Annotated in this window: 20 protein-coding genes and 1 pseudogene; 10 read left to right on the forward strand and 11 right to left on the reverse strand. The window is 60.7% G+C overall.

Features of this window, described 5'->3' with window-relative positions; genetic code table 11:
• Positions 1 to 56: 56 nt before the first annotated feature.
• Both Q1A20_RS19800 and pgk read right to left on the reverse strand, forming a co-directional pair.
• The gene (locus Q1A20_RS19800) at positions 57 to 356 is read right to left on the reverse strand and encodes a septum formation initiator family protein (RefSeq protein ID WP_298971483.1); all 300 of its coding nucleotides are present in this window, start codon (positions 354 to 356) and stop codon (positions 57 to 59) included.
• 140 nt (positions 357 to 496) lie between these two features.
• Positions 497 to 1,684, reverse strand: a complete 1,188-nt coding sequence (gene pgk, locus Q1A20_RS19805) for a phosphoglycerate kinase (RefSeq protein ID WP_299408984.1) — start codon at positions 1,682 to 1,684, stop codon at positions 497 to 499.
• Positions 1,685 to 1,809: 125 nt separating this feature from the next.
• On the opposite strand from pgk, the gene Q1A20_RS19810 reads away from it, so the two are divergent.
• Both Q1A20_RS19810 and Q1A20_RS19815 read left to right on the forward strand, forming a co-directional pair.
• On the forward strand, positions 1,810 to 2,316 hold the full coding sequence (locus Q1A20_RS19810) for a peptidylprolyl isomerase (protein ID WP_298971487.1): 507 nt from the start codon (positions 1,810 to 1,812) through the stop codon (positions 2,314 to 2,316).
• Positions 2,309 to 2,854 carry a peptidylprolyl isomerase gene (locus Q1A20_RS19815; RefSeq protein WP_298971489.1) on the forward strand — a complete coding sequence of 182 codons (546 nt, stop codon included), beginning with the start codon at positions 2,309 to 2,311 and terminating at the stop codon, positions 2,852 to 2,854. The genes Q1A20_RS19810 and Q1A20_RS19815 overlap by 8 nt, the downstream gene beginning before the upstream one ends.
• 99 nt (positions 2,855 to 2,953) lie before the next feature.
• On the opposite strand, the gene Q1A20_RS19820 is transcribed toward Q1A20_RS19815, so the two are convergent.
• The 5 genes from Q1A20_RS19820 to Q1A20_RS19840 all read right to left on the reverse strand — a co-directional run bounded on the left by Q1A20_RS19820 (position 2,954) and on the right by Q1A20_RS19840 (position 6,964).
• The gene (locus Q1A20_RS19820; protein ID WP_299918285.1) at positions 2,954 to 3,496 is read right to left on the reverse strand and encodes a DNA topology modulation protein FlaR; all 543 of its coding nucleotides are present in this window, start codon (positions 3,494 to 3,496) and stop codon (positions 2,954 to 2,956) included.
• A gap of 197 nt (positions 3,497 to 3,693) precedes the next feature.
• Positions 3,694 to 4,194 carry a polymer-forming cytoskeletal protein gene (locus tag Q1A20_RS19825; protein WP_298971492.1) on the reverse strand — a complete coding sequence of 167 codons (501 nt, stop codon included), beginning with the start codon at positions 4,192 to 4,194 and terminating at the stop codon, positions 3,694 to 3,696.
• Entirely contained in the window at positions 4,184 to 5,515 is a 1,332-nt protein-coding gene (locus tag Q1A20_RS19830; protein WP_299408992.1) for a M23 family metallopeptidase, read from the reverse strand. The genes Q1A20_RS19825 and Q1A20_RS19830 overlap by 11 nt, the downstream gene beginning before the upstream one ends.
• 181 nt (positions 5,516 to 5,696) lie before the next feature.
• Positions 5,697 to 6,506, reverse strand: coding sequence for a ferritin-like domain-containing protein (locus Q1A20_RS19835; protein ID WP_299408994.1), 810 nt, complete (start codon positions 6,504 to 6,506; stop codon positions 5,697 to 5,699).
• Positions 6,503 to 6,964 carry a peroxiredoxin gene (locus Q1A20_RS19840; protein WP_299408996.1) on the reverse strand — a complete coding sequence of 154 codons (462 nt, stop codon included), beginning with the start codon at positions 6,962 to 6,964 and terminating at the stop codon, positions 6,503 to 6,505. The genes Q1A20_RS19835 and Q1A20_RS19840 overlap by 4 nt, the downstream gene beginning before the upstream one ends.
• 176 nt (positions 6,965 to 7,140) lie before the next feature.
• On the opposite strand from Q1A20_RS19840, the gene Q1A20_RS19845 reads away from it, so the two are divergent.
• The 6 genes from Q1A20_RS19845 to Q1A20_RS19870 all read left to right on the forward strand — a co-directional run bounded on the left by Q1A20_RS19845 (position 7,141) and on the right by Q1A20_RS19870 (position 15,623).
• Complete coding sequence (locus tag Q1A20_RS19845; protein WP_299408999.1) at positions 7,141 to 10,425, forward strand: DUF3971 domain-containing protein; 3,285 nt, start codon at positions 7,141 to 7,143, stop codon at positions 10,423 to 10,425.
• A 9-nt stretch (positions 10,426 to 10,434) separates the two neighbouring features.
• Entirely contained in the window at positions 10,435 to 11,484 is a 1,050-nt protein-coding gene (gene queA / locus Q1A20_RS19850; RefSeq protein WP_299409002.1) for a tRNA preQ1(34) S-adenosylmethionine ribosyltransferase-isomerase QueA, read from the forward strand.
• A 109-nt stretch (positions 11,485 to 11,593) separates the two neighbouring features.
• Positions 11,594 to 12,859 carry an MFS transporter gene (locus Q1A20_RS19855; protein ID WP_298971508.1) on the forward strand — a complete coding sequence of 422 codons (1,266 nt, stop codon included), beginning with the start codon at positions 11,594 to 11,596 and terminating at the stop codon, positions 12,857 to 12,859.
• A gap of 90 nt (positions 12,860 to 12,949) precedes the next feature.
• Positions 12,950 to 13,534, forward strand: a complete 585-nt coding sequence (locus Q1A20_RS19860; protein WP_299409005.1) for a DUF924 family protein — start codon at positions 12,950 to 12,952, stop codon at positions 13,532 to 13,534.
• A 134-nt stretch (positions 13,535 to 13,668) separates the two neighbouring features.
• Positions 13,669 to 15,063 carry a dihydrolipoyl dehydrogenase gene (lpdA, locus tag Q1A20_RS19865; protein WP_299409007.1) on the forward strand — a complete coding sequence of 465 codons (1,395 nt, stop codon included), beginning with the start codon at positions 13,669 to 13,671 and terminating at the stop codon, positions 15,061 to 15,063.
• Between the two features lie 29 nt (positions 15,064 to 15,092).
• Positions 15,093 to 15,623, forward strand: a complete 531-nt coding sequence (locus Q1A20_RS19870; RefSeq protein WP_299409010.1) for a hypothetical protein — start codon at positions 15,093 to 15,095, stop codon at positions 15,621 to 15,623.
• A 54-nt stretch (positions 15,624 to 15,677) separates the two neighbouring features.
• On the opposite strand, the gene Q1A20_RS19875 is transcribed toward Q1A20_RS19870, so the two are convergent.
• Entirely contained in the window at positions 15,678 to 16,001 is a 324-nt protein-coding gene (locus Q1A20_RS19875; protein ID WP_299918291.1) for a hypothetical protein, read from the reverse strand.
• A gap of 154 nt (positions 16,002 to 16,155) precedes the next feature.
• On the opposite strand from Q1A20_RS19875, the gene Q1A20_RS19880 reads away from it, so the two are divergent.
• Both Q1A20_RS19880 and uvrA read left to right on the forward strand, forming a co-directional pair.
• Positions 16,156 to 17,313 (forward strand): MFS transporter, encoded by a 1,158-nt coding sequence (locus tag Q1A20_RS19880; RefSeq protein ID WP_299918294.1) that lies wholly within the window; start codon positions 16,156 to 16,158, stop codon positions 17,311 to 17,313.
• 80 nt (positions 17,314 to 17,393) lie between these two features.
• Entirely contained in the window at positions 17,394 to 20,279 is a 2,886-nt protein-coding gene (gene uvrA / locus Q1A20_RS19885) for an excinuclease ABC subunit UvrA (protein WP_299918296.1), read from the forward strand.
• A gap of 39 nt (positions 20,280 to 20,318) precedes the next feature.
• On the opposite strand, the gene Q1A20_RS19890 is transcribed toward uvrA, so the two are convergent.
• From Q1A20_RS19890 to Q1A20_RS26150, 3 genes and pseudogenes are all read right to left on the reverse strand, one after another.
• Complete coding sequence (locus Q1A20_RS19890) at positions 20,319 to 21,656, reverse strand: MmgE/PrpD family protein (protein ID WP_299918299.1); 1,338 nt, start codon at positions 21,654 to 21,656, stop codon at positions 20,319 to 20,321.
• A 65-nt stretch (positions 21,657 to 21,721) separates the two neighbouring features.
• Positions 21,722 to 22,648: a 3-hydroxyisobutyrate dehydrogenase gene (gene mmsB / locus Q1A20_RS26145; protein WP_367180944.1), complete on the reverse strand. Its 927-nt coding sequence runs from the start codon at positions 22,646 to 22,648 to the stop codon at positions 21,722 to 21,724.
• Positions 22,631 to 23,647: pseudogene (locus Q1A20_RS26150) on the reverse strand (enoyl-CoA hydratase/isomerase family protein); the annotation flags it as partial. The pseudogene Q1A20_RS26150 and the gene mmsB, both read right to left, overlap by 18 nt.
• Positions 23,648 to 23,651: the final 4 nt, after the last annotated feature.

Genomic DNA, 23,651 nt, shown 5'->3' on the forward strand with positions numbered 1-23,651 from the left:
AATCTGACGCGTGGTCAGTTTGCTGGTAGATGCATTGATTCTAAAAGGAAAAACCTTTAGCGGATCACGATCTCATCAGCCCGTATCATGCCCAGCACCGAGCGCGCCTGTTCGTCAAGCAGATCGAGATCGAGAAAATCATCCGACAAACGTTGTGTGAGGTTTTCCATCCGCGCGACTTCACCCGTGACATGGGTCAATTGCAGACGCAGGGCATCGGCCTCCGCGACAATCTCAGCACGGCGAAAGAGACCAAAGTCTCCCTGCACAGCAGCAAAAGTGAAATAGGTTGCAAGCCCAAGGGCCAGGGCGAAGAACACAAATGCTCCTAGAGCGGGCCGGGGTGTTCGGGTCATTGATCGTGCCTCATGGTCGCCTCTTACCGGGCGTGACAACTGTATGGCACATGTGACGCTTCAAGGGAATCCCCTTTGTCGCAAATCCTTTAAGAATCAGGCGCTTTTACGCACATCTGCGAGATTCATCCGGCGCGATGTCACTGATTGAGGGCCGCGACCCCGGGTAATTCCTTACCTTCCATCCACTCCAGAAAGGCCCCGCCCGCGGTGGAGATATAGGTGAAGTCATCCGCCGCCCCGGCCTGGTTCAGGGCCGCCACAGTGTCGCCGCCGCCAGCCACCGAAATCAATGTGCCCGCCTTGGTCTGGCGCGCGGCATCTGCGGCAGCGGCATTGGTGGCCTGATCGAAAGGCGCGATTTCAAAAGCGCCGAGCGGACCGTTCCAGATCAGCGTTTTCAGATCGGCAAAAGCGGCGGTGACGGCCTTCACACTTTCCGGGCCCGCATCGAGCACCATCTGATCCGCGTCCAGAACCGTGTCAGGGCCAAGGGCGATCACCTCATGCGCAGCACCTGCCTTGAAGTCGCGTGCCACCAACCCGTCCACAGGCAGCAAGATGCGGCAACCGGCCTCGGCCGCGCGGGCCATGATGGACTTTGCGGTGTCGATGAAATCTGGTTCCTGCAAGGATGCGCCCAGCTGTGCGCCTTGCGCGGCGAGGAAGGTATTTGCCATGCCGCCGCCGATCACCAGAAGATCCAACCGGCCCACGAGGTTTTCGAGCAAGGCGATTTTGGTCGACACCTTCGCGCCGCCCACCACCGCGCCGACCGGGCGTTGTGGTGTCGACAAAGCGGATTCCAACGCGGAGAGTTCCGCCTGCATCAGGCGCCCCGCGCAAGATGGCAGCAGCTGCGCAACCCCTGTTGTCGAAGCGTGCGCCCGGTGGGCGGCGGAAAACGCATCGTTGCAATAGATGGCCCCGAGGCTTGCCAGGAATTTAGCCATGTCGGGATCGTTTGCCTCTTCTCCTGCGGCGAAACGGGTGTTCTCAACCAAGACCACGGATCCCGCGGGCAGCGCCTTCAGCGCGTCAACATCAGGCCGTTCAATAAAGGTGACGTCCTGACCCAGCGCCGCTTCCAGCGCGGGCAGGATCACACGCAGGGACATTTCGGGCACGTGTTTTCCCTTCGGGCGGCCAAAATGCGCCAGCAGGATCGGCAGACCGCCGCCTGCAACGATGTCCTTGATTGTGGGCACGATGCGGTCGATGCGCGTGGTGTCGGTGACGCGCCCGTCTTCAACCGGGACATTGATATCCACCCGCACCAGCACGCGTTTGCCCGCCAGGTCCATATCGTCCAGTGTCTTCCAACCCATCGCCTGTTCCTTTCATCCCTGCTGGCCCGTGTTTTGCGCTTATCTGCCCAGAGGTCAATGGACTTGCTTGGCATTCGCGCCGCCACGGCTTAGGTAATCGGCAACGATTATCGAAGGAGCGCCAGATGGCTGAGATCAAAGACCCCGAAAACACAATCCTGATTGAGCTGAAAGGCGGCACCGTGACTGTCCAGCTCTTGCCGGACGTCGCACCGCAACATGTCGACCGGATGAAGGAATTGGCGCGGTCCGGGCAATATGACAACGTGGCCTTTCACCGGGTGATTGAAGGCTTCATGGCGCAGACCGGCGACGTGCAGCACGGCGATATGGAAGACGGCTTCAACCTGCGCATGGCGGGTACAGGCGGATCCGACCTGCCGAATGTTCCGGCGGAGTTCTCCAAGATCCCGCATGCGCGCGGCTCCATCGGGGCGGCCCGGTCGCAAAACCCTGACAGCGCCAACAGCCAGTTTTTCATCAACTTCAAGGACAATGATTTCCTGAACGGTCAGTACACCGTTTACGGTCAGGTGATCGAAGGGATGGAGCACGTGGATGCCATCACCCGTGGCGAGCCGCCTGCGGAGCCTGACCGGATGATTTCCGTGAAGGTGGCTGCGGATGTATAAGGCGCTGGTTGCATCGCTGATGCTCGCAGGCCCGGCGGCGGCAACGGGCATCGAAATTCAGGTGTCCGGCGAGGCCGAGGGCACGATTGTCATCGATCTGCTCGAAGATGTGGCCCCTGGCCATGTGGCGCGGATCACCGCGCTGGCGGAAGAGGGCGCCTATGATGGTGTCGTCTTTCACCGGGTGATCGAAGGCTTTATGGCGCAGACCGGCGATGTGGAACATGGCAAGACCGGTGGGGACATGCGCCGTGCCGGAACCGGCAGTTCAGATCAGCCTGACCTGGCGGCGGAGTTTTCCGATGTGCCCTTTGATCGCGGTGTCGTCGGCATGGCCCGCGCGCAAAGTCCCGACAGTGCCAACAGCCAATTCTTCATCATGTTTCAGGAAGGCTATTTCCTGAACGGCCAGTACACTGTTGTGGGCCGTGTGACCGAAGGGCTCGACGTGCTGGACGCGATCAAGCTGGGGGCAGGCCCAAATGGCGCCGTGATCGGCGCGCCGGACATTATGGAAAAGGTGACCGTGACTGAGTGAAACGACATCCCGTTCTTGCGTGATCAAAAGCCGCCGCTGACCCAAGCGGCGGTTTTTTTGTCGGATGAAGTCCCGGCGATGATCGGAGCGTGATGCGGTTCAGGTGTTTCCCGAAACGCTTTGAGCGCCAGCGCCGCGCCAGCGATCAACGACATCATCTATTTGCCTTTGGCTCCGGCAATGCCAGACAATTTTGTCCTCTGCTGCGTCCAATGTGGTGGCGATATAGTCTCGAAATTTGCTTCGTTTTCTGATGCTGCGAAAAGCAAATCGGTACTGCTGCAGAGGCCAATCTACATTCCCGGGGGGTAGCTCCGGACGCGTCTTGCCAAGGTTGCGCCACGGGCGCGACATAAGGCGCCATGCTCTTACCAGCTCCGAGGGGTCGAGCCAAATAATGGCCTGCGCTCTTGGCAGCGCCTGGTGAAGAAGGCTTGGACCTCCCTCCAGTATCCACGCGTCCGTCGCAACGATGTCAGACAGTTCTGCTTCGATCTCCGGTCTTGACCGCTGTTTCCAACCGCTGGTCAACTTGATCGCATCGAATGAAATCAACGATATTTCAGGGCGCAGATCGCTCAATTGCCTTGCGATATGGCTCTTGCCTGCCCCATTCGCGCCGGTGACAATCAATCTTTGCATCTACCACCTGCCTGTCGTGTTTGTTGTCGGGTCTTTCTCTCCAATGTGTCTGCTTCCCGACGGCAGCAAAGCTCCGCAGGACGCATCCAAACGCTGATCATATGCGCCGCACAAAAAACGCGCCCCAGAGCGGGGCGCGCTTGTTTGCAGATATTTACCTACATAGCGGCCAACTGGTTGTTCGGGCCGCGTGTTGCTCAGGACGCAGGGTTCGCTTTCGCCGCGGGCGCGGTTTTGGCGCCTGGGTTCAGCGGATCGTCCTGGCGTTGTACGGAGCCTTCGAAGTGGGCACCGGACTCGATGGCGATCGTCTTGTGGATGATGTCACCCTCGACGCGCGCCGTGGAGGTCAGACGCACTTTCAGACCGCGCACGCGGCCCACGATGCGACCGTTCACAACGACATCATCGGCAATGACTTCGCCTTTGATGGTCGCCGTTTCGCCGATGGTCAGCAGATGCGCGCGGATATCACCTTCAACAGTCCCCTCAACCTGAATGTCACCGGTGGTCTTCATATTGCCGGTCACATGCAGATCAGCCGACAGCAGCGAAGCCGGTGGCTTGGCTTTGGGGGGGCTGGCCTTGTACTCGCTTGAGGCCGGTTTGGCCGGTGCAGAAGAAGATGGCGCTTTCGCCGGAGTATCTGCCTCGGCCGGTTTCTGGCCTGGTTCGTTGATTTTGCTCTTAGAAAACATCTTTTGCAGCCTTGATATAGATCATTGGGTTTACAGCTTTCCCACCGACACGAACTTCGTAGTGCAGATGCACGCCGGTCACCCGTCCGGATGCACCCATATCACCGATATGTTCGCCGCGCGAGACCCTTTGCCCAACTTTAACGCGAATTTTTGACAGATGAGCGTACCTTGTCTCAATCCCGAAGTCGTGCTCGATTTTCACCAGCCGACCGTAGCCGGATTGCCAGCCCGCGTGGGTCACCACACCATCCGCTGTGGCATGCAGGTCGGTGCCAGCCGGTGCCGCAAAATCGACGCCGCGGTGCATCCGGCGTCCACCGGTCTTGGGGTCGCGGCGGAAGCCATAGTCACTGGTGAAGCGGAACGCCTGTTTGACGGGCAGCGCGAAGGGGGCTTTCTCAGCCGCGATGCGATAGAGGTTCAGCGTATCCATCTGTTCCAGCAGCCGGTTTGCGCGGATGAAATCCGGGGACAGTTCTTCACCACGGCTGGAGAAAGACAGCGGCGTCAGCGGTCCGCCCTGGCCGGAATAACCGCGCCGTACCTGATCCAGAATGCGCTGCGGCGGCATGCCTGCGGCTTTGAACATCTTGTCCAGCGGCGCCACCGAAATCGTCATCGCCTCTTCGAGCTGGCGGAAGATCTGGTCGTTGTTCTCTTTCATCAGCGCGATTTCATGGGTCAGCTCGTCGGCATGATGCAACGCTTCCTGCGCATCGGCGACCACCTTGTCCCGCTCGGCCGCCGTACGGGCGAGGGCTTCGGACAGGAAATCAACCGGGGCACCGGCGTCTTTTGCCGCCAGAAGATTTGTCGCCGCCTCATCAGCAGCATCATCCTGCAGATTGGCCAGCGCCAGGCGCGCTTCTTCGCGTTCCTTCATGGTGCTGCGCAGGGTGGTCTGAATGACCTCGATGCCGGTTTCCAATTCATGGCGCCGGGTTTCCGAGGTCAGCAATTGGGACTGCATCACTGAAATTTGATCAAGCGCCGCGTTGAACCGCGCGTGTGCGGCCGATGCTTCGGCGGCCCGGCGGTCACGTTGTGCGGAGAGATCGTTCAACCGCGCCTGGTAGGTCACCTGGTCGCGTTTGGCCTGTTCGCGAAAGTTGCCAGCGCCGATGCTGTCCATCAGCAGAACCGCTGTGGCGATGATGGTCCACGCGACCAGCAGCGAGCCACCGGCAAAGGCAATCAGCTGGGTTTCCGGACGCAGGCGTATGAATCTGGTGTCGGTATCGGATTTGAGAAACACGCGGCGCTCAGGGAAATGCCGTTCCAGCATACCGTGAACTTTGATAGCCAAACGTGTCCGCACAAAGCTGTCCCTTTGCCTGTTTCCCCGGAGCGCACACCTTCTGTGGATGGTTAACCCTCCGCCACGAAGTGCTTAATGAGGCGGCATTGAGGGGGCAAGTGGCTTTCACGTTCAGCCTGCAACTTGTCGTTGAATTGTTGCAAATCGGCAAAAAACTGCTGATTTCCCCGGAAACTTGGCGTCAAACGGTCTCTGTCAATGGCCAGTAGAAATCGGGGGGAATACCAGCCTCCGCGCGTTTCTCTTCATTGAAGGGCGGTTTCAGCGCGCCATGGAAATATTTGCGAACGAGCGCATGGAAGGTTTCCTTGGGATCCTGTTCGTGGCGACCGCAGAGAAAGTGAAACCATTTTGACCCATAGGCCACATGCGCGACTTCTTCGGCGTAGATGGTTTCAAGGGCAGCAACGGCCGACCCGGCTTTCGCCTTGCGGAAAATCTCGATCATGCCGGGCGTGACATCCAGACCGCGCGCCTCCAGCACCATCGGCACCACGGCCAGGCGCCCCATCAGGTCATCCACGGTGTCTTCGGCGGCACGCCACATGCCGGCATGCGCGGGCAGGGCGCCATAGTGGCTGCCCATCTCCTCCAGACAATCGCACATCAGGTTGAAGTGCTTGGATTCTTCATCTGCCGCTTTCACCCAATCGTCGTAGAACCCCATCGGCATCGGCGTCTCGGTGAAGCGTGCGATGACGTCCCAATGCAGGTCCACGGCATTGAGTTCGATATGCGCGACCGCATGCAGCAAGGCAATGCGTCCCTCGGGCGTGCCGGGACGACGGCGCGGCACATCGCGCGGGCTGAGCAGTTCCGGCGCATCCGGGCGTGCCGGGTGCAGCGGCGGCGTGGCGCTGCCGATCTCCGGTTTTTGTCCATCCTCGCGGGCGGCCTGCCATGCGGCGGCAAACTGGCGGGAGAGGGCGGTCTTTTCCCGCCCGTCTGCCGTGCGCAGGACCGCCTCCGCCATTGCCGCCAGGGGGATCACAGGGCGCGGACCGCTTCCAGAACCGCGTCAACATGACCGGGGACTTTCACCTTCGGCCAGATCTGCGCAATCGTGCCATCCGCAGCGATCAGGAAGGTGCTGCGTTCGATCCCCATGAATTTCTTGCCGTACATGCTCTTTTCTTTCCACACACCATAGTCTTCGCAGGCAGTGCCGTTCTCGTCGGACAAAAGTGGTACGGTCAATTCCTTCTTTGCGACGAACTTCTCGTGGCTCGCCATGCTGTCCTTGGAGATGCCAAAGACCACCGCGCCCGCTTCTTCGAAGGCCGCACGGTTTTCGGAAAATCCGACGCTCTCCTTGGTGCAGCCCGGCGTGTTGTCGCGCGGATAAAAGAACAGGACGATGGGCTTGCCTTTCAAGGCAGACAGCGTGACGTCGCCGCCATCGGTGCTGGGCAGGGCGAAATCCGGGGCAGGTTGCGAAATCTCTGGCATGGCACTCTCTTGGGTTTTAAGGTTGGTGTTGCAATGACATAGTAGAGCAGCGCAGGCCATAGGGAAGGCCTGCATCCAAGATAACAATCGTTCCTTCGCAACCCAAGAAGCCGTACCCCGTTTTGGAACCTGAAACGCCCAGTCCCACCAAGCCGCGCCGCAGAAAAAGAGGTTTTGTGGCCTGGTTTCTGCTGGCCCTGCTTTTGGCTGGGGCAGGCGGCGCGCTTATGTGGGTCAAGGACCGTGAAATCATCGTGCCCGATTGGGCGCGGGCGCAGATCGATACCCGTCTGGCCGAAGCGATCCCGGATGCTCAGGTGAGCTACGGCGAAATGGTGCTGATCGTTGACGAGGGGTGGCGGCCGCGCGCCAGCGTGCGCGATGTGCGGGCAACGACCCCGGCGGGCGGCGAGATCGTCGCCTTTTCAGAAGTCCGCGCCAGCCTGTCGATGCGCGGAGTGCTGCGCGGGACGCTGGAGTTGAAATCGCTGGACCTCAGCGGTGTATTCCTCAACCTGCGCCGCAGCCCCGAGGGGGGTATTTCCCTGTCGTCCGGGACCGGCACATCGCCGCCGGTGCGGCGCGCGCCCAATCTGGTGCAGCTGATCGCGGAGATGGACGAGTTTCTGTTGCGTCCGGGGCTGGCACAGTTGAACGAGGCAAATCTGAACGCCCTGACCCTGCGCTATGAGGACGAACGCGCCAATCGCGCCTGGACAGTGGATGGCGGGCGTTTGGGGCTGCGCCGAACGGGCGAAACCCTTCAGTTGAGCGTTGATCTGGCCGTTTTGGGCGGCGGCGCACAGGTGGCCACGGTGGCGGCGAATTACGCGGGCCGCATTGGCGACACGGCGTCGGATTTCGGTGTCACCTTCGCAAATGTCGATGCGGGCGATGTCGCGGTGCAGGGTCCGGCCTTTGGCTGGCTGGAGGCGCTGCGCGCGCCGATTTCGGGATCGTTGCGCGGGGGCATGAACGCCGATGGCACCTTTGACCCGCTAAATGCGACCTTTCAGATCGGCGCTGGCGTCATCCAGCCCACACCCGAAACCCGTGCCATCCCCATCGACGGCGCGCGCAGCTATTTCAGCTATACCCCCGCAGAGCGCCTGTTGCGGTTCGATGAGCTTTCGGTGGAAAGCAAATGGGTCAGCGGCCGCCTTGACGGGACCGCGTCGCTGGCTGATGACGGCAATGGCCGGATCGAAGATCTGGTGGGGCAATTGCGGCTCAGCGATCTCAAGATCAACCCGGCGGATTTCTACGACGTGCCGGTCACCGTTTCCGAGGCCGAGCTTGATTTCCGCCTTACCCCGCAGCCCTTTTCGCTGCATCTGGGCCGGTTGCAGATTTTGGACGAAGGATACCTGCTGCGCGCCAAGGGAGAGGTGGCTGCAGATGCCAGTGGATGGGACATCGCGGTGGACGCGCAGATGGATCGCTTTGATTCCGCACGCCTGATGGGGCTCTGGCCCGAAGCCCTGGGACCGAAAACGCGCAAATGGCTTAACGAAAACCTCTTCGCTGGGACCTTGCAGGATGTCAACGCGGCGCTGCGTTGGCGTGCGGGCGCGGCCCCCGAGACATTCCTGGGGTTTGACTTCAAAGAGGCGGATGTTCGGTTTTTGAAAGAAATGCCCCTGATCAAACAGGCCCAGGGGCACGCCTCGATTCTCAAGGACCGCTTTGTGCTGGTGGTGGACAAGGGCGGCGTCGAGGCCCCTGAAGGGGGCAGCGTTGATCTGGCCGGTTCGTCCTTCATCATCCCGGATATCCGGGCCAAGGAGGAAACCCCGGCGGTGGTCCGACTGCTCACCGACTCGTCGGTGACAGCGGCCCTGTCGATGCTGGATCAACCGCCGCTTGAGGTGCTGAGCAAAGCCGGGGAGCCTGTGACGCTGGCCGAGGGGCGCGCGACACTGGCGGGCACATTGGCGCTCCCGCTCAAGAAAGAAGCCCAGATCGAAGAGGTCGCATTCCATGTCACCGGCGCGCTTGCCAACGTCAGCAGCACCCAACTGATCAAGGACCGGACAGTCCGTGCGCCTTTGCTGTCGCTTGTGGCCTCTGATGAATTGGTCACGGTGCGCGGGCCGGGGGATCTGGATGGTTTGCCCTTCGACGTGACATGGCAGCAACCGCTTGGGGAGCCCGGCACGCCGGGCACGGTCACGGGCCAGATCGATATTTCAACCGAAGCGCTGGAGGATCTGAAGGTCGGTCTGCCGCCAGAATATGTGACCGGTGAGGGCAACGCGGATATTGTGGTGGAACTGGTCAAGGATCAGCCGCCGAAACTTGAACTCAGCTCCGATCTGCGGGGCATCACGCTGAGCATTCCGCCCATCGGCTGGTCCAAGCGCGCGGCCACGGCGGCGGAGTTCAAGCTCGCGGCGACGCTGTCGGAAATCCCGACCGTGCAAAGCCTGTCGCTGCAGGCGCCGGGCCTTTCTGCCACAGGGGACATTACGCTGTCCGGGGCCGGTCAGCTGGACAGGGTCCGGTTGTCGCGCGTGCTTGTCTCGGATTGGCTGGATGCGCAGGTTGATCTGGTGGGCCGGGGTGCGGATGTGCCCGTGGGCGTTGTGTTGCGCGGCGGCACGCTTGATCTGCGGCGGGCGGACATCCCGGATGACGCCGCCACCGGAGAAAACACGCCGCTGACCGTGGCGCTGGACCGGCTGCAGGTCAGCGACACCATCGCCATCACCAACATCCGGGGGGACTTCACCACGGGCGCGGGCCTCGACGGCACCTTTTCGGGGCGGGTCAATGGCGGCGCACCGGTCAATGGCCGAATGATCCCGCAGGGCGGGCGCAGCGCGATCCGATTGACGGCGAATGATGCGGGATCGGTGTTTTCCTCGGCAAATGTTTTGCAGAAGGCCCGAGGCGGCAAGTTTGAACTGATCCTGATCCCGGTGGGCACCGGTGGTGCATTTGACGGCACCCTGCGGGTGCTGGACACAAGCATCGTCGACGCGCCCGCGATGGCCGCCTTGCTCAATGCGGTCAGCATCGTCGGGCTCTTCAACGCGGAAGGCGGCGACAGCCTCTATTTCTCCGAGGTCGGTGCGGATTTTCGCTTGTCCCCGTCGCAGATCACCCTGCGCGAAGGCAGTGCTGTGGGCCCCTCGATGGGGATTTCCATGGACGGGATCTACGCCCTGGGCACCGGGCAGTTGCAGATGCAGGGTGTCATCACCCCGGTCTATATTCTCAACGGTATCGGCAGCGTGTTTACCCGCAAGGGCGAGGGGCTTTTTGCCTTCAACTACTCGATCACCGGCACGGCCAAGAACCCGGATGTTTTTGTCAATCCGCTGACGGCGCTGACACCGGGCGGCATCCGCGATCTCTTCCGCGCGCCCAAGCCTGATGTGCCCCTCGCCGAAGGCGAAACACCGCCACCCGTCATCGAGCGCGCCCCGCCTGTTGCAACGACCGGAGAAGATCGCTAGGGGGCCGCCATGAAACTCAGCGACTTCGATTTCGAGCTTCCCGAACACCTGATTGCGACCCGCCCGGCGGTGCCGCGCACAGCTGCGCGCCTGTTGGTCGCCAAGGGGGATACAATCGCCGATGCGGTGGTGTCGGACCTTGTTGATTTTCTCCGCCCCGGCGACCGTTTGGTGTTGAACGATACCAAAGTCATCCCCGCGCGGCTGACCGGGGTGCGCCACCGCATCAGCGCGCAGGGTGCCACGCAGGCCAGGATCGAAGTGACCCTGCTGGAACCGCGCAGTGACGGCACATGGGCGGCCCTCATCAAACCCCTGAAAAAGCTGAAAATCGGGGAAGAGGTTGTTTTCAGCGATGCCTTGCGGGCCAGTTTGCAAGGCACCGCTGACGGGCAGGGGCATCTTGTCTTCAACTTGAGGGGGGATGATTTTGATGCGGCGCTGAATGCCGCCGGTGCCATGCCGCTGCCGCCTTATATCGCGGCCAAACGACCGGCGGATGCGCAGGATATGCAGGACTATCAAACCGTCTTTGCCCGCAACAAGGGGGCCGTTGCCGCGCCAACCGCCTCCTTGCATTTCGACGATGCTCTGCTCGCGGCGCTCTCCGAGAAGGGCGTCAGCTTCAGCCATGTGACCCTGCATGTGGGCGCAGGCACATTTCTGCCGGTGAAAGTCGAAGATGTGACCACCCACAAGATGCATTCCGAATGGGGCAGGGTCAGCGCGCAAGCCGCCGCCGAGATCGCGGAGACGAAACGGACCGGCGGGCGCGTGATCCCGGTTGGCACAACTGCGCTGAGATTGATCGAAACCGCCGCACGGGGGGGGCAGATCACATCCTGGGAGGGGGATACCGATATCTTCATCTATCCGGGGTTTGCGTTCCAGATCACCGACGCGCTGATGACCAATTTCCACTTGCCCAAATCCACCCTGATGATGCTGGTCTCGGCGCTGATGGGGCCCGACACCGTGCGGCGCATTTACGATCACGCCATCCGCGCGGAGTATCGTTTTTTCTCTTATGGGGATGCGTCGCTTCTCTTTCCGAAATAATCCCTCATGGGCGCAAAGCGACCTGCGAAGTCGCACATGAGACGGACCTGACCACGGCCATGCGGCAAGGAGGGCGAAACACCCCTCCCAAGATAAGACGGAGATCAACATGCTTCAGGTTTTATCAAGCGCATGGGCGCTCTTGCTGGGCATGTCGCTCCTGATGGTCGGGAACGGGATGCAAGGCACATTGCTGGGCATCCGTGGCGAGATCGAGGGTTTTTCTACACTGGAGATGTCCATCGTGATGTCGGCCTATTTTGTCGGCTTTCTGGGCGGGTCGCGGATGGCCCCGGGGATGATCCGGCGGGTTGGCCACGTGCGGGTCTTTGCTGCGCTGGCCTCGCTGATCTCTGCGGTGATGATCATCTACCCCACGCTGACCGAGGTCTGGGTCTGGACACTGGGCCGGGTGCTGATCGGGTTTTGCTTCTCGGCCGTGTATGTGACGGCAGAGAGCTGGCTCAACAACGCGGCCACCAACGAAAACCGCGGCCAGGCGCTCTCGCTCTACATGATCGTGCAGACCGCAGGGATCGTGCTCAGCCAGGCGCTGCTGCTGGCCGCCGATCCGTCGGGCTACGTCCTTTTCGTCATCCCATCGGTGCTGGTGTCGATTGCGGTCACACCCATCCTGTTGTCGATCAGCCCGACACCGGCCTTTGATACCACCAAACCGATGAGCCTTCGGGAGCTTGCCGGTTACTCTCCAATGGGCTGCGTCGGCATGTTCCTGCTGGGCGGTGTCTTTTCCGCGCAATTCGGTATGGCCTCCGTCTATGGCGCCAAGGCCGGGCTTTCCGTCGCGCAGATCTCCACCTTCGTGGCGATGTTCTTTGTCGGTGCGATGCTGCTGCAATATCCAATTGGTTGGATCTCCGACCGGATGGACCGGCGCTTTCTGATCCTGATCGTGTCGGCGGTTGGCGTCATCGGCTCTGCCATCGGCATGTTGCTGGGCGGGCACTTCACGATGCTGCTGGTCTCGGCCTTTGTGGTGGGCGGGATGTCGAACCCGCTCTATTCTCTGCTGATCGCCCACACCAACGACTTTCTGGAACATGAAGACATGGCCGCCGCATCGGGCGGGCTGATCTTCATCAACGGGCTTGGTGCGATCCTCGGCCCGATCATCACCGGCTATATGATGGACGTGGTGGGGCCGGGCGGCTTCTATCTTTTCACAGGTGTGCTTTTTGCGATGTTGGTGATCTACGCGGCCTATCGATCGACGGTGCGCAAGTCGATTCCGGTTCAGGAAACGGGGGCGTATGTTGCTGTGGCCCCGTCCTCGACCTCGGTTGCCCTCGAATATGCTCAGGAATACGCCATTGAGAGCGAATTGAGCGACGAAAACGCCACAAATGCTGGTTGAATGTGTCGTAATGATGCAAAAAGTGACTAGGTGATTGAAGTAAACAGAGCATACGTTAATGACACGGTATGTTTAATGGAGACGGTAGGTATGGTTGGTCCGCAAGAGATTTTGAGCTTCTGGCTGGATGAAGTCGGTCAGAGCGGTTGGTACACGCAATCCGATGCTTTGGATGGCGCAATCAGGACCCGGTTTGAAGAGAGTTGGCACGGCGCCTGCGAAGGCCGGTTCTCTCTCTGGCTGACATACCCCTCCGGCGCGCTGGCCTATGTCATCCTGATGGATCAGTTCTCCCGCAACATGTTCCGCGGCACGGCCCAGGCCTTTGCCAGCGACAAGGTTGCCCTGGCAGCAGCAAAATCTGCCATCGACAAACGCTGGGACATGCGGATTGACGAGCCCGCGCGCCAGTTCTTTTATCTGCCGCTGATGCATTCCGAAAACCTCTGCGATCAGGAACGTTGCGTGCGGCTGATGTGTGAACGGATGCCGGAACACGGTGCCGAAAACCTGTTGCACGCCCGGGCACACCGCGATGTGATCCGCGAATTCGGGCGCTTCCCCTTCCGCAACGAGGCTTTGGGCCGGACGCCGACAAAGCTCGAAAACGAGTTTGCCGCGCGGGGTGGATACGGCGAAATGATCCGCAGCCTGCAGACCGCAAAAGCCGCCTGAGAAATTCGATTGCATGGGGTGATATGCCCCCTTGCAAGGTGCGCATATGTCGCGCCGCGGCTGCTGTTGCCGCTGATGGGAATATAGTTTAACGGTGAACTATATTCCGGATATTCCATCAGCGAGGACACACCATGGCCGCGAAATCCTTTGATCTTATTGTGATCGGTGCAGGCCCTGGCGGCTATGTTGCAGCCATTCGCGGGGCGCAGCTGGGGATGTCCGTTGCCATCGTCGAGCGCGAGCATCTGGGCGGTATCTGTCTCAACTGGGGCTGCATCCCGACCAAGGCGATGCTGCGGTCTTCCGAAGTCTTTCATCTGATGCATCGCGCCAAGGAGTTCGGCCTGAAAGCCGACAACGTAGGCTATGATCTCGACGCGGTGGTCAAGCGCTCGCGTCAGGTTGCCGGGCAACTGTCGGGCGGCATTGGCCACCTGATGAAAAAGAACAAGGTCACCGTTTTCATGGGCGCGGCCACCATTCCCGCCAAGGGCAAGGTCAGCGTCAAGACCGACAAGGGCGCTGAGGAGCTGACCGCAAAGAACATCGTGTTGGCCACCGGTGCGCGCGCCCGTGAGCTGCCGGGGCTGGAGGCCGACGGCGATCTGGTCTGGACCTACAAACACGCGCTGGAACCCAAGCACATGCCGAAAAAGCTACTGGTGATCGGGTCGGGGGCCATCGGCATCGAATTTGCCAGTTTCTACAACACGCTGGGTGCCGATACGACAGTGGTCGAGGTCATGGACCGCGTGCTGCCCGTTGAGGACGCGGAAATTTCTGCCTTCGCGAAGAAGTCGTTTGAGAAGCAGGGCATGAAGATCATGCAGAAGGCGATGGTCAAACAACTCGACCGCGCCAAGGGTAAGGTGACGGCCCATATCGAGGTGGGCGGCAAGGTCGAAAAGCACGAGTTCGACACGGTGATTTCCGCCGTGGGCATCGTCGGCAATGTTGAGGGTCTGGGCCTCGAAGACCTGGGCGTCAAGGTTGACCGCACCCATGTGGTCACGGATGAGTTTTGCCGCACCGGGGTCGACGGGCTCTATGCCATCGGCGATATCGCGGGCGCGCCCTGGTTGGCGCATAAGGCGAGCCATGAGGGCGTCATGGTCGCCGATCTGATCGCGGGCAAACACGCGCATCCCGTCAAACCGGAAACCATCGCGGGCTGCACCTATTGCCATCCGCAGGTGGCCTCCGTGGGCTATACCGAAGCCAAGGCCAAGGAGCTGGGCTACGAGATCAAGGTTGGGCGTTTCCCCTTCATCGGCAATGGCAAGGCCATCGCTCTTGGTGAACAGGAAGGCATGATCAAAACCATTTTTGATGCCAAGACCGGCGAGCTTCTAGGCGCGCATATGGTGGGGGCCGAAGTTACCGAGCTCATTCAGGGCTACGTTGTGGGCCGCCAGCTGGAGACCACCGAAGAAGATCTGATGAATACGGTCTTCCCGCATCCGACGCTGTCCGAGATGATGCACGAATCTGTGCTCGACGCCTACGGTCGCGTTATCCACATGTGATGAGATCTCAATTGCGATAAGGAAGCATTGTGCGCGCCTATTTGAAAAACCTTTGGATCGACCGCGCGAGACCTGTTTGTGCCGTATCTGCTGTCTGTGTGGCGGCGCTTGCGGGATCCGTTCAGGCCGAGACTTCGGCGCGTCAGGCCACCTTTGGCAATTGGGGCGTATATGTAGAAGAAGAGCCCAGGCCCAAGACGTGTTGGGCAGCAACGATTCTGTATGATGATCTAGAAGCTGATCAGAGTTATTTTCTGGCGGTCACACAGTTCAACAATAATGCCAACCCGCAGGTGTCAATCTTTTCAAACAAACGCATGCCGCGTTCGGTGGGCATTTTCATAAACGTTGCGGGGCGCGACTATCGAATGAGATCGGATGGCACCAGCGCCTGGTTGTCGAATCGACATGATAACTTGGTCTTGAGGGAGTTTCTGCAGGTTTCGAATAATCGGGGTCGCGTGCGGGCGGGCAGTAAGGGTTTTGCATATATCGATGTGGACATGACCGGGTTCTCCCGCGCATTCGATCTGATGATGAAAGAATGCGGTCGCCGGTAGTATTGGCGCAGGCAAGACCTCAAAATGATCTGCTTAACGATATAGGTCGGGGCGTCACACGCGCGTGTGCGCCGTCCTTGCCATTCTGAAAATAACGCCCGCCGCCATGACCAAAAGCGGCAGTGCAAAGCTGCGGTAGGTGATTTGGGCGTTGAACCCCAGATAGGCGCCCCAGGAGCCGTTGAACAAAAGCAAGCTCTCTTCGATGCTTGTGCCTTCGAAACCGGATGCCGTCTGAATGCCCGCCTGCAGGGTAAAGAGCAGGGCTGCCGCGCCGAGAAACCCGAACACGCCCCAGCGGAGGGGGAGGAAAACGCCCAAAATGACGGCTGCGACAGTGATGTACAGGGGTACAGTGATGTACAGGGGTAATGTCATGGCAGGCCGCTCTTTTCCTTGTGGTGATCGTGCAGGGCTCACCTAAGTGCGAGGCGACGCGAGGGAAAGCGGGCAGCTTTCACGTTAGGGTGAACCGTATCTCCAATTGCGCGCCCAAGCCCGCTCTGTCATGCAGACACCGAGGAGAACGACGATGCAGAGAACCCCCTGGGGCCTCGTTCTTGCGCTTTGGGGGGCGGGCCTTGGTGCCGCTGCTCAATATGGCAAGTTCAGCGCCACTTTCGATCAACTGCCCGCGATTTACCCCGATGCGGGCGCGGCTCTGGGTTTTGTGGTGTCCATCGTGGGGCTGCTGGGCATTTTCTTCGGCGTTGCGGCCGGGCTGATGGTCGCGCGCATTCGTTATCGCCGCGCGCTGCTCTGGGCGCTTTGGGCCGGGGCCGCGCTCTCCGCGTTTCAGGCGTTTTTGCCGCCGCTGCCATGGCTGCTCTTCAGCCGCGCGCTGGAAGGGTTGTCGCATCTGGGCCTTGTCGTGGCGGCGCCCACGCTGATTGCGCAGATCTGCGCACCCAAGGATCGAGGTCTTGCCTTGACGCTCTGGGGCACGTTCTTTGGGGTCGCCTTCGCGGTACTCGCCTGGGCCGGTTTGCCGCTGGTGGCCTGGCAGGGCCTGCCGGCGTTGCTGACGGCGCATGCGCTCTACATGGCGGTTTTCGCGCTCTATCTCGGGACCCGGCTGAGCGCGCTCACACTTGACACCCCAGCCTCTGCGCTATCACCGGGGCAAATTCTGCGCGACCACCTGACGATCTACCGCTCCCCTGCGATTTCAGCGCCTGCCATCGGCTGGCTTTTCTACACCTTCTGTTTTGTCTCCATCCTGACGGTTCTGCCGTCCTTCATCGCCGAGGACAGCCGCGCCTTTGTCATGGGCGCGATGCCCCTGACCAGCATCCTGATCTCGATGACCCTGGGCGTTGCCCTGCTGCGCGTCATTTCCGCCGTTTCCGTTATCCTGATCGGTTTCGCGGGGAGTGCGATGACCATGATCTGGCTCTGGGCGATCCCGGGTGATCCCATGGGCTGCTTGATGCTCGCCGCTACGATGGGTTTGATCCAGGGCGCGAGCTTTGCCGCCGTCCCACAGCTGAACCACACCCCGGCAACGCAGGCGCAGGCCAATGGCGCGGTGGCCCAGATGGGCAATGTCGGCAATACCCTGGGCACGCCGGTCATGGCGATGACTTCCGGGGCCATCGGCTATGCGGGATTGCCGCTTTTGGCGGGCTGCGCCTTTGTCCTTGGGGGCTGCGCGCATCTTCTCTTGGCCCGCCGCCGCCGTCATCGCTAAAGTTTACCTTTTGTTCTCATTTTTTCATTGGCTAATGCGCGCAATGGGCCTATGTCTAGCACGTTACACGGGGGTGCCTGATGGCCGAGTTAAAACATATCGAAGTGCGCGGCGCGCGCGAGCATAACCTCAAGAACATCGACGTGGATATTCCGCGCGACCAACTGGTTGTGATCACTGGGCTTTCTGGCTCGGGCAAGTCCTCGCTGGCCTTCGATACGATCTATGCCGAGGGCCAGCGCCGCTATGTCGAATCGCTCAGCGCTTACGCGCGTCAGTTCCTCGACATGATGCAGAAACCGGATGTGGATCATATCGCCGGTCTCTCGCCCGCGATTTCGATTGAGCAGAAAACCACCTCCAAGAACCCACGCTCCACCGTCGGCACGGTCACCGAAATCTACGACTATATGCGGCTGCTGTTCGCCCGTGTCGGCACGCCCTATTCGCCCGCCACCGGCAAGCCCATCGAGGCGCAGCAGGTGCAGGATATGGTGGATCGTGTGATGGCGATGGAGGAGGGGACCCGCGCCTATCTGCTCGCCCCGATCATCCGGGACCGCAAGGGCGAATACCGCAAGGAATTTCTGGAGCTGCGCAAGCAGGGGTTCCAGCGGGTTAAGGTGGATGGGGAGTTCTACGAACTGGACGAACCGCCCACGCTCGACAAGAAATTCCGCCACGACATCGATGTGGTGGTGGACCGGATCGTGGTCCGCGAAGGGCTGGAAACGCGGTTGGCCGACAGCCTGCGCACCGCGCTTGACCTCGCCGATGGCATCGCCATTCTGGAGACTGCCCCCAGCGACGGCGACCCGGAGCGCACAACCTTCTCGGAAAAATTCGCCTGTCCGGTCAGCGGCTTCACGATCCCGGAGATCGAGCCGCGCCTTTTCTCCTTCAACGCACCTTTTGGGGCCTGCCCGGAATGTGACGGCCTGGGGGTGGAGTTGTTCTTTGACGAGCGCCTTGTGGTGCCGGATCAGAACCTGAAAATCGCCGATGGTGCGCTGGCCCCCTGGCGCAAGGGCAAGAGCCCGTATTTTCTGCAAACCATTGAAGCCATTGCGAAACACTACAAGTTCAAACAGACCGATAAGTGGAAGGACCTGCCCAAGAAGGTGCAGCAGGTCTTTCTCTATGGCTCTGGTGAGGAAGAGATCGCCTTCCGCTATGATGAGGGCGGGCGCGTCTATCAGGTGACCCGCGTGTTCGAAGGCGTGATCCCGAATATGGAGCGCCGCTACCGCGAGACGGACAGCAACTGGATTCGCGAGGAATTCGAACGGTACCAGAACAACCGCTCCTGCGGCACCTGCGGCGGTTTCCGCCTGCGCGAAGAGGCGCTGGCCGTCAAGATCGGACCGGTCGATGGTGCGCCGGAGCAGCGGCTGCATGTCGGCGAGGTTGTTCAGATGTCGATCCGCGAGGCCTTTGACTGGTGCGAGACCGTTCCGGATCATCTCACCGTGCAGAAAAACGAGATCGCCCGTGCGATCCTCAAGGAAATCCGCGAACGGCTCGGATTCCTCAACAACGTGGGCCTTGAATATCTGACGCTCAGCCGCAATGCAGGTACGCTCTCGGGCGGTGAAAGCCAGCGTATCCGGCTGGCCAGCCAGATCGGGTCGGGCTTGACGGGTGTTCTTTACGTACTCGATGAGCCTTCCATCGGCCTGCACCAGCGCGATAACGACCGCCTGTTGCTCACCCTGAAAAACCTGCGCGATCAGGGCAATACCGTGATCGTGGTCGAACATGATGAAGAAGCAATTCGTGAGGCGGATTATGTCTTTGACATCGGTCCGGGCGCCGGGGTGCATGGCGGACAGGTGGTTAGCCATGGCACGCCAGATGTGATTGCGGGCGACACCGAGTCCATCACGGGCCAGTACCTGACCGGGACCCGGGAAATCCCGGTGCCAGCCACCCGCCGCAAGGGCAACAAGAAGAAGGTTCAGGTGATCAAGGCGACCGGCAACAACCTGCAAAACGTGACGGTTGATTACCCGTTGGGCAAATTTGTCTGCGTGACGGGCGTGTCGGGCGGTGGCAAATCCACGCTGACGATTGAGACCCTGTTCAAGACCGCGTCGATGCGGCTCAACGGCGCGCGCCAGACGCCCGCCCCCTGTGAGACCATCAAAGGGCTGGAGCATCTCGACAAGGTCATCGATATTGATCAGCGTCCCATCGGGCGCACGCCGCGGTCAAACCCCGCGACTTATACCGGGGCCTTCACGCCAATCCGCGATTGGTTTGCCGGGCTGCCGGAGGCCAAAACGCGCGGCTACAAGCCCGGACGCTTCAGCTTCAACGTCAAGGGCGGGCGCTGTGAGGCCTGTCAGGGCGATGGTGTGATCAAGATCGAGATGCACTTTTTGCCCGACGTCTACGTGGAATGTGAGACCTGCAAGGGCAAGCGCTACAATCGTGAGACGCTGGAAGTTACCTTTAAAGGTAAGAGCATAGCAGACGTTCTGGACATGACGGTTGAAGACGCGCAGGCGTTTTTCCAGGCAGTACCGTCAATTCGCGAGAAAATGGATGCGCTGATGCGTGTGGGGCTCGGCTACATCAAGGTGGGCCAGCAGGCGACCACGCTCTCGGGCGGGGAAGCGCAGCGGGTGAAGCTGTCGAAAGAATTGAGCAAACGCTCCACCGGGCGGACGCTCTACATTCTGGATGAACCCACCACAGGGCTGCATTTCGAGGATGTGCGCAAGCTGTTGGAAGTGCTGCACGAGTTGGTGGATCAGGGTAATTCGGTCATCGTGATCGAACACAACCTGGACGTGGTGAAGACCGCCGACCATATCATCGACATCGGGCCTGAAGGCGGCGATGGTGGTGGTCGGATCGTCGCCACCGGCACCCCGGAACAGGTGGCGGAGGTAGCCGAAAGCTACACCGGAAAGTACCTGAAACCGATGTTGCAGTCCCGTCGAAAGGTTGCTGCGGAGTAGGTGGCGAGAGGCACTGGGCATGCGGCGGCGGGCGGGTCGCTAGACCGCCGGTTCAAGGCACAGATCACATAGCCGCGCGAAATCATCTGCGGCGAGTGTATCAAACTCTGCGCAGAGCGCCTCGATCTCGCCAGCGCGCCTGGTGCCCAGAACCGGATCGGCAAAAAGGTGGAATTTTTCTGAAATCTCCGCGTCCGACAGCGGCAGATCGGTGTCGCCGCGCGGTGTGCGCGGGGGCGATGACACTTCGGTGCCGTCCATGAGCCTTAGCGTGACCTGCGCCCATCTTTTGCCCTCGCTGATGGCTGTAAAGTGGTCATCCTCAATCAATCGAGTGGCACCACTGACCCGCAGGATATCGGCATCCTGCAAAGTGCTTTCGGTCAGTTCCGGCACCCCGACCTGTCCGCGCACGATCATGGTGGCCACCGGAAAGGCGATGGCATAGGCGAATTCATCTGGCGTTGCAGGGTGATGCCCGGCCAACCGGATGGCGTTGTGGAAGGTTCGGATATCGACCCCTGCAATCTGGCTGTGATGCAGTTTGTGCTCTTGCATCAAATCCCGTGCTGCATCGATGGCGGGATGAGCCCAGCGGCAGCAGGGGTAGGGTTTGTAATGCGTGTCTGTGACCAGACGCCAAGCCGTGCCAAGATCCTCCCAGAACGCGGGCGCGTCTTCACAGGTCAAGGCTGGCGCACCGGTGAAACCCATCTGAGCGAGATAGGCTGCCGTGACACCCGAAGGTGCGCCCCAGCCCACCCCGTCCCGCAGCATGGTCGGGTGATCAATGCAGCGCATCATCGGGCTGCGCGGGCCGTGGTATTCTCCAATCCCCGCCGCATGACGTATCTGGTCTGGCGTACAGTCCAGTGCGCGGGCGCAGGCGGTGGCGACACCCACAGCCGTCCAGGTGCCGGAGGTGTGATATTCCGCACAGGTCGCGTGTTGGGCCAGGCCCACGCGATAGCTGACCTCATAGGCCATCGCCAAAAGCGTTGCAAAATCAGCGCCCTGCAGCCCGTCCTGAACGTCGCTCATCGCCAGAAGAGCGGGGAAAACGGCGGAGCCCGCGTGACCCTTGCAAGGGGAGGTGCCGTCATGCGCGTCCACGCTGTCAACGGTGAACGCCCCCGCCATGGCCGCCCCTGCAGGGCTGACGCGCGCGCCGTGCATCAGGATGCGGCTGCTGCCAGCCTGTCCGGTGCCAAAGAGCGCCATCGCGCCCTCTCGGGCAATACCGGCCATAGTCGTGGTCGAGGCCACCGCCGCCACCCCCATGGTATCGAGAAAGGATCGCCTGAGGACCTGCAGGACCGGCTCAGTCAGGTCATCGTAGGTCAGGTTGGCGGCAAATTCGTGAAAGGGTTTGGGCATACCAGCTCTCTGTGATCTCACCGCAGCTTACCGCGACCCGATCCATCGATGCGTCTGTTTGCGACCTATGATGTTCTGCCCCGCGCCGAAAACCGTGGCAACATCGCTGAAAAATCCTTGCCCATGCCATCCTCGTCTTCGACAAATCTGGCGTAAAGCGCATGCGCCAGTGCGCCCATCGGGGTATCGGCATCGACCGCCTCTGCGGCTTGCTGTGACAGCCCGAGGTCTTTGAGCATCAATTCGGCCGCAAATCCGGGGGTGTAGTCATTGTCTGCCGGACTTTGCGGGCCAACGCCGGGGGCAGGACAATAGGCGTTCATGGTCCAGCTGTAGCCCGATGACGTGCTGACCACGTCAAACATTTTCTGTCGGTCGAGCCCGAGTTTATCCGCCAAGGCAAAGGCCTCGCAGGTGGCGATCATCGTGGCACCAAGGATCATGTTGTTGCAGATTTTTGCGGCCTGACCTGCACCCGCATCTCCGCAATGCACGGCCTTTTGCCCCATGATGTCGAAAAGCGGCTGTGCCTTGGTGAATGCCGCGGTTGTGCCCCCCGCCATGAAGGTCAGCGTGCCGCCGGCTGCGCCACCAATCCCGCCTGAGACCGGCGCATCCACGAAGAGCAGCTTTGAGGCTTCGGCCTGAGCGGCCACATCGCGCGCGCTTTCGACATCCACGGTAGAGCAATCCAGCAGCAAGGCACCGGGTTTCATCGCAGGTAGGATTTCCGCGGCGACGTTACGCAAAATCGCGCCGTTTGGCAGCATGGTGAGCACAACATCCGCCCCCGTCGCCGCCTCTGCGGCAGAGGCGACCATCTGCACGCCTTCCGCACTGGTTCCGGCGGTGTCAAACCCGCGCACCTCACAGCCTGCTTTGGCGAGATTGGCCGCCATCGGGGCGCCCATATTGCCCAATCCGACAAATCCAACGTTCAGCGCTTCCATCTCTGTCCCCTCCAGTTTCAATGCGTTTTTTCCCAAGGGCATCAGCATCTTGCTTACAGCCGCTGCGGGTACTTTCTGATCACTGAATTGCCATTTGGGCGCGCGATCCTTGTCGATGATCGCTGCCCGAATGCCTTCCAGAAAATCACCGTGCTCCATCGCGCGATAGGTGAACCGGTATTCCAGGTCCAACGCCTTGGCGATGGTCAGCGAGGGGCCGCGCAGGCGGTGGATCATCTCGATTGTGCAGGCCATCGACAGGGGGCTGTTCCGGCTGAGGTGTTTCAGGCTCTGTCGTGCGAAATCGCTGCCATCTTCGCGCAGCGTGGTCAGGATATCGCCCAGCCTTTCACCTGCAAAATGCTGATCGATATGTTCCAGATGTGCCGCAAGTGTGCCTTCGGGCGGGGTTTCCGCTGCTGCGTTCAATAGGCCCGGTGTCCCGCCTTCTTCAAGCTGGGTGATCAGGTCAGGCCATTTTTCCTGCGGGATATAGATATCCGCAAACCCCGCCAAAATCGCGTCCTCTGCAGACATGCGCGCAGCCGTCGTCCCAAGGTATTCGCCCAAACGCCCTGGCGCGAGGGCCAGCATCAGCGAGCCGCCCACATCCGGGACCAGCCCGATGCCACATTCCGGCATCGCGATCTGGCTGCTTTCGCCAACGATCCGGTGTGATCCGTGACAACCGATGCCGACGCCGCCGCCCATGGTGAAGCCTTGAAGGAATGAGATCACCGGCTTGGGGTAGAGGAAGATTTTCGCGTTCAGCCGATACTCATCGGCCCAGAACTTCTGACCGTAGGCAAAGTTGCCCTGCGTTCCGGTCTCGTAAAGCTCGGCGATGTCGCCGCCCGCGCAAAAGGCACGATCTCCGGCGGCATCAAGCACGATCTGCACCACACCCGGATCGTCGCGCCACGCCTCAAATGCGGCCTCAATCGCCAGACACATATCATAGGTCATGGCATTCAAGGCGGAGGGCCGGTTCAGGGTGATACGGCCCGTGCGGCCGATGGTGCGGATCAGGACGTCTTGCATATCC

Source organism: uncultured Roseobacter sp., assembly GCF_947501835.1.
Lineage (GTDB): Bacteria > Pseudomonadota > Alphaproteobacteria > Rhodobacterales > Rhodobacteraceae > Roseobacter.

Coding starts and splice junctions, on each gene's coding strand:
- mmsB (WP_367180944.1), bottom strand. CDS start 22,648: ATGCCCTTGGGAAAAAACGCATTGAAACTGGAGGGGACAGAGATGGAA.
- pgk (WP_299408984.1), bottom strand. CDS start 1,684: ATGGGTTGGAAGACACTGGACGATATGGACCTGGCGGGCAAACGCGTG.
- queA (WP_299409002.1), top strand. CDS start 10,435: ATGAAACTCAGCGACTTCGATTTCGAGCTTCCCGAACACCTGATTGCG.
- Q1A20_RS19810 (WP_298971487.1), top strand. CDS start 1,810: ATGGCTGAGATCAAAGACCCCGAAAACACAATCCTGATTGAGCTGAAA.
- Q1A20_RS19880 (WP_299918294.1), top strand. CDS start 16,156: ATGCAGAGAACCCCCTGGGGCCTCGTTCTTGCGCTTTGGGGGGCGGGC.
- Q1A20_RS19840 (WP_299408996.1), bottom strand. CDS start 6,964: ATGCCAGAGATTTCGCAACCTGCCCCGGATTTCGCCCTGCCCAGCACC.
- Q1A20_RS19815 (WP_298971489.1), top strand. CDS start 2,309: ATGTATAAGGCGCTGGTTGCATCGCTGATGCTCGCAGGCCCGGCGGCG.
- Q1A20_RS19890 (WP_299918299.1), bottom strand. CDS start 21,656: ATGCCCAAACCCTTTCACGAATTTGCCGCCAACCTGACCTACGATGAC.
- Q1A20_RS19820 (WP_299918285.1), bottom strand. CDS start 3,496: ATGCAAAGATTGATTGTCACCGGCGCGAATGGGGCAGGCAAGAGCCAT.
- Q1A20_RS19855 (WP_298971508.1), top strand. CDS start 11,594: ATGCTTCAGGTTTTATCAAGCGCATGGGCGCTCTTGCTGGGCATGTCG.
- uvrA (WP_299918296.1), top strand. CDS start 17,394: ATGGCCGAGTTAAAACATATCGAAGTGCGCGGCGCGCGCGAGCATAAC.
- Q1A20_RS19800 (WP_298971483.1), bottom strand. CDS start 356: ATGACCCGAACACCCCGGCCCGCTCTAGGAGCATTTGTGTTCTTCGCC.
- Q1A20_RS19860 (WP_299409005.1), top strand. CDS start 12,950: ATGGTTGGTCCGCAAGAGATTTTGAGCTTCTGGCTGGATGAAGTCGGT.
- Q1A20_RS19825 (WP_298971492.1), bottom strand. CDS start 4,194: ATGTTTTCTAAGAGCAAAATCAACGAACCAGGCCAGAAACCGGCCGAG.
- lpdA (WP_299409007.1), top strand. CDS start 13,669: ATGGCCGCGAAATCCTTTGATCTTATTGTGATCGGTGCAGGCCCTGGC.
- Q1A20_RS19875 (WP_299918291.1), bottom strand. CDS start 16,001: ATGACATTACCCCTGTACATCACTGTACCCCTGTACATCACTGTCGCA.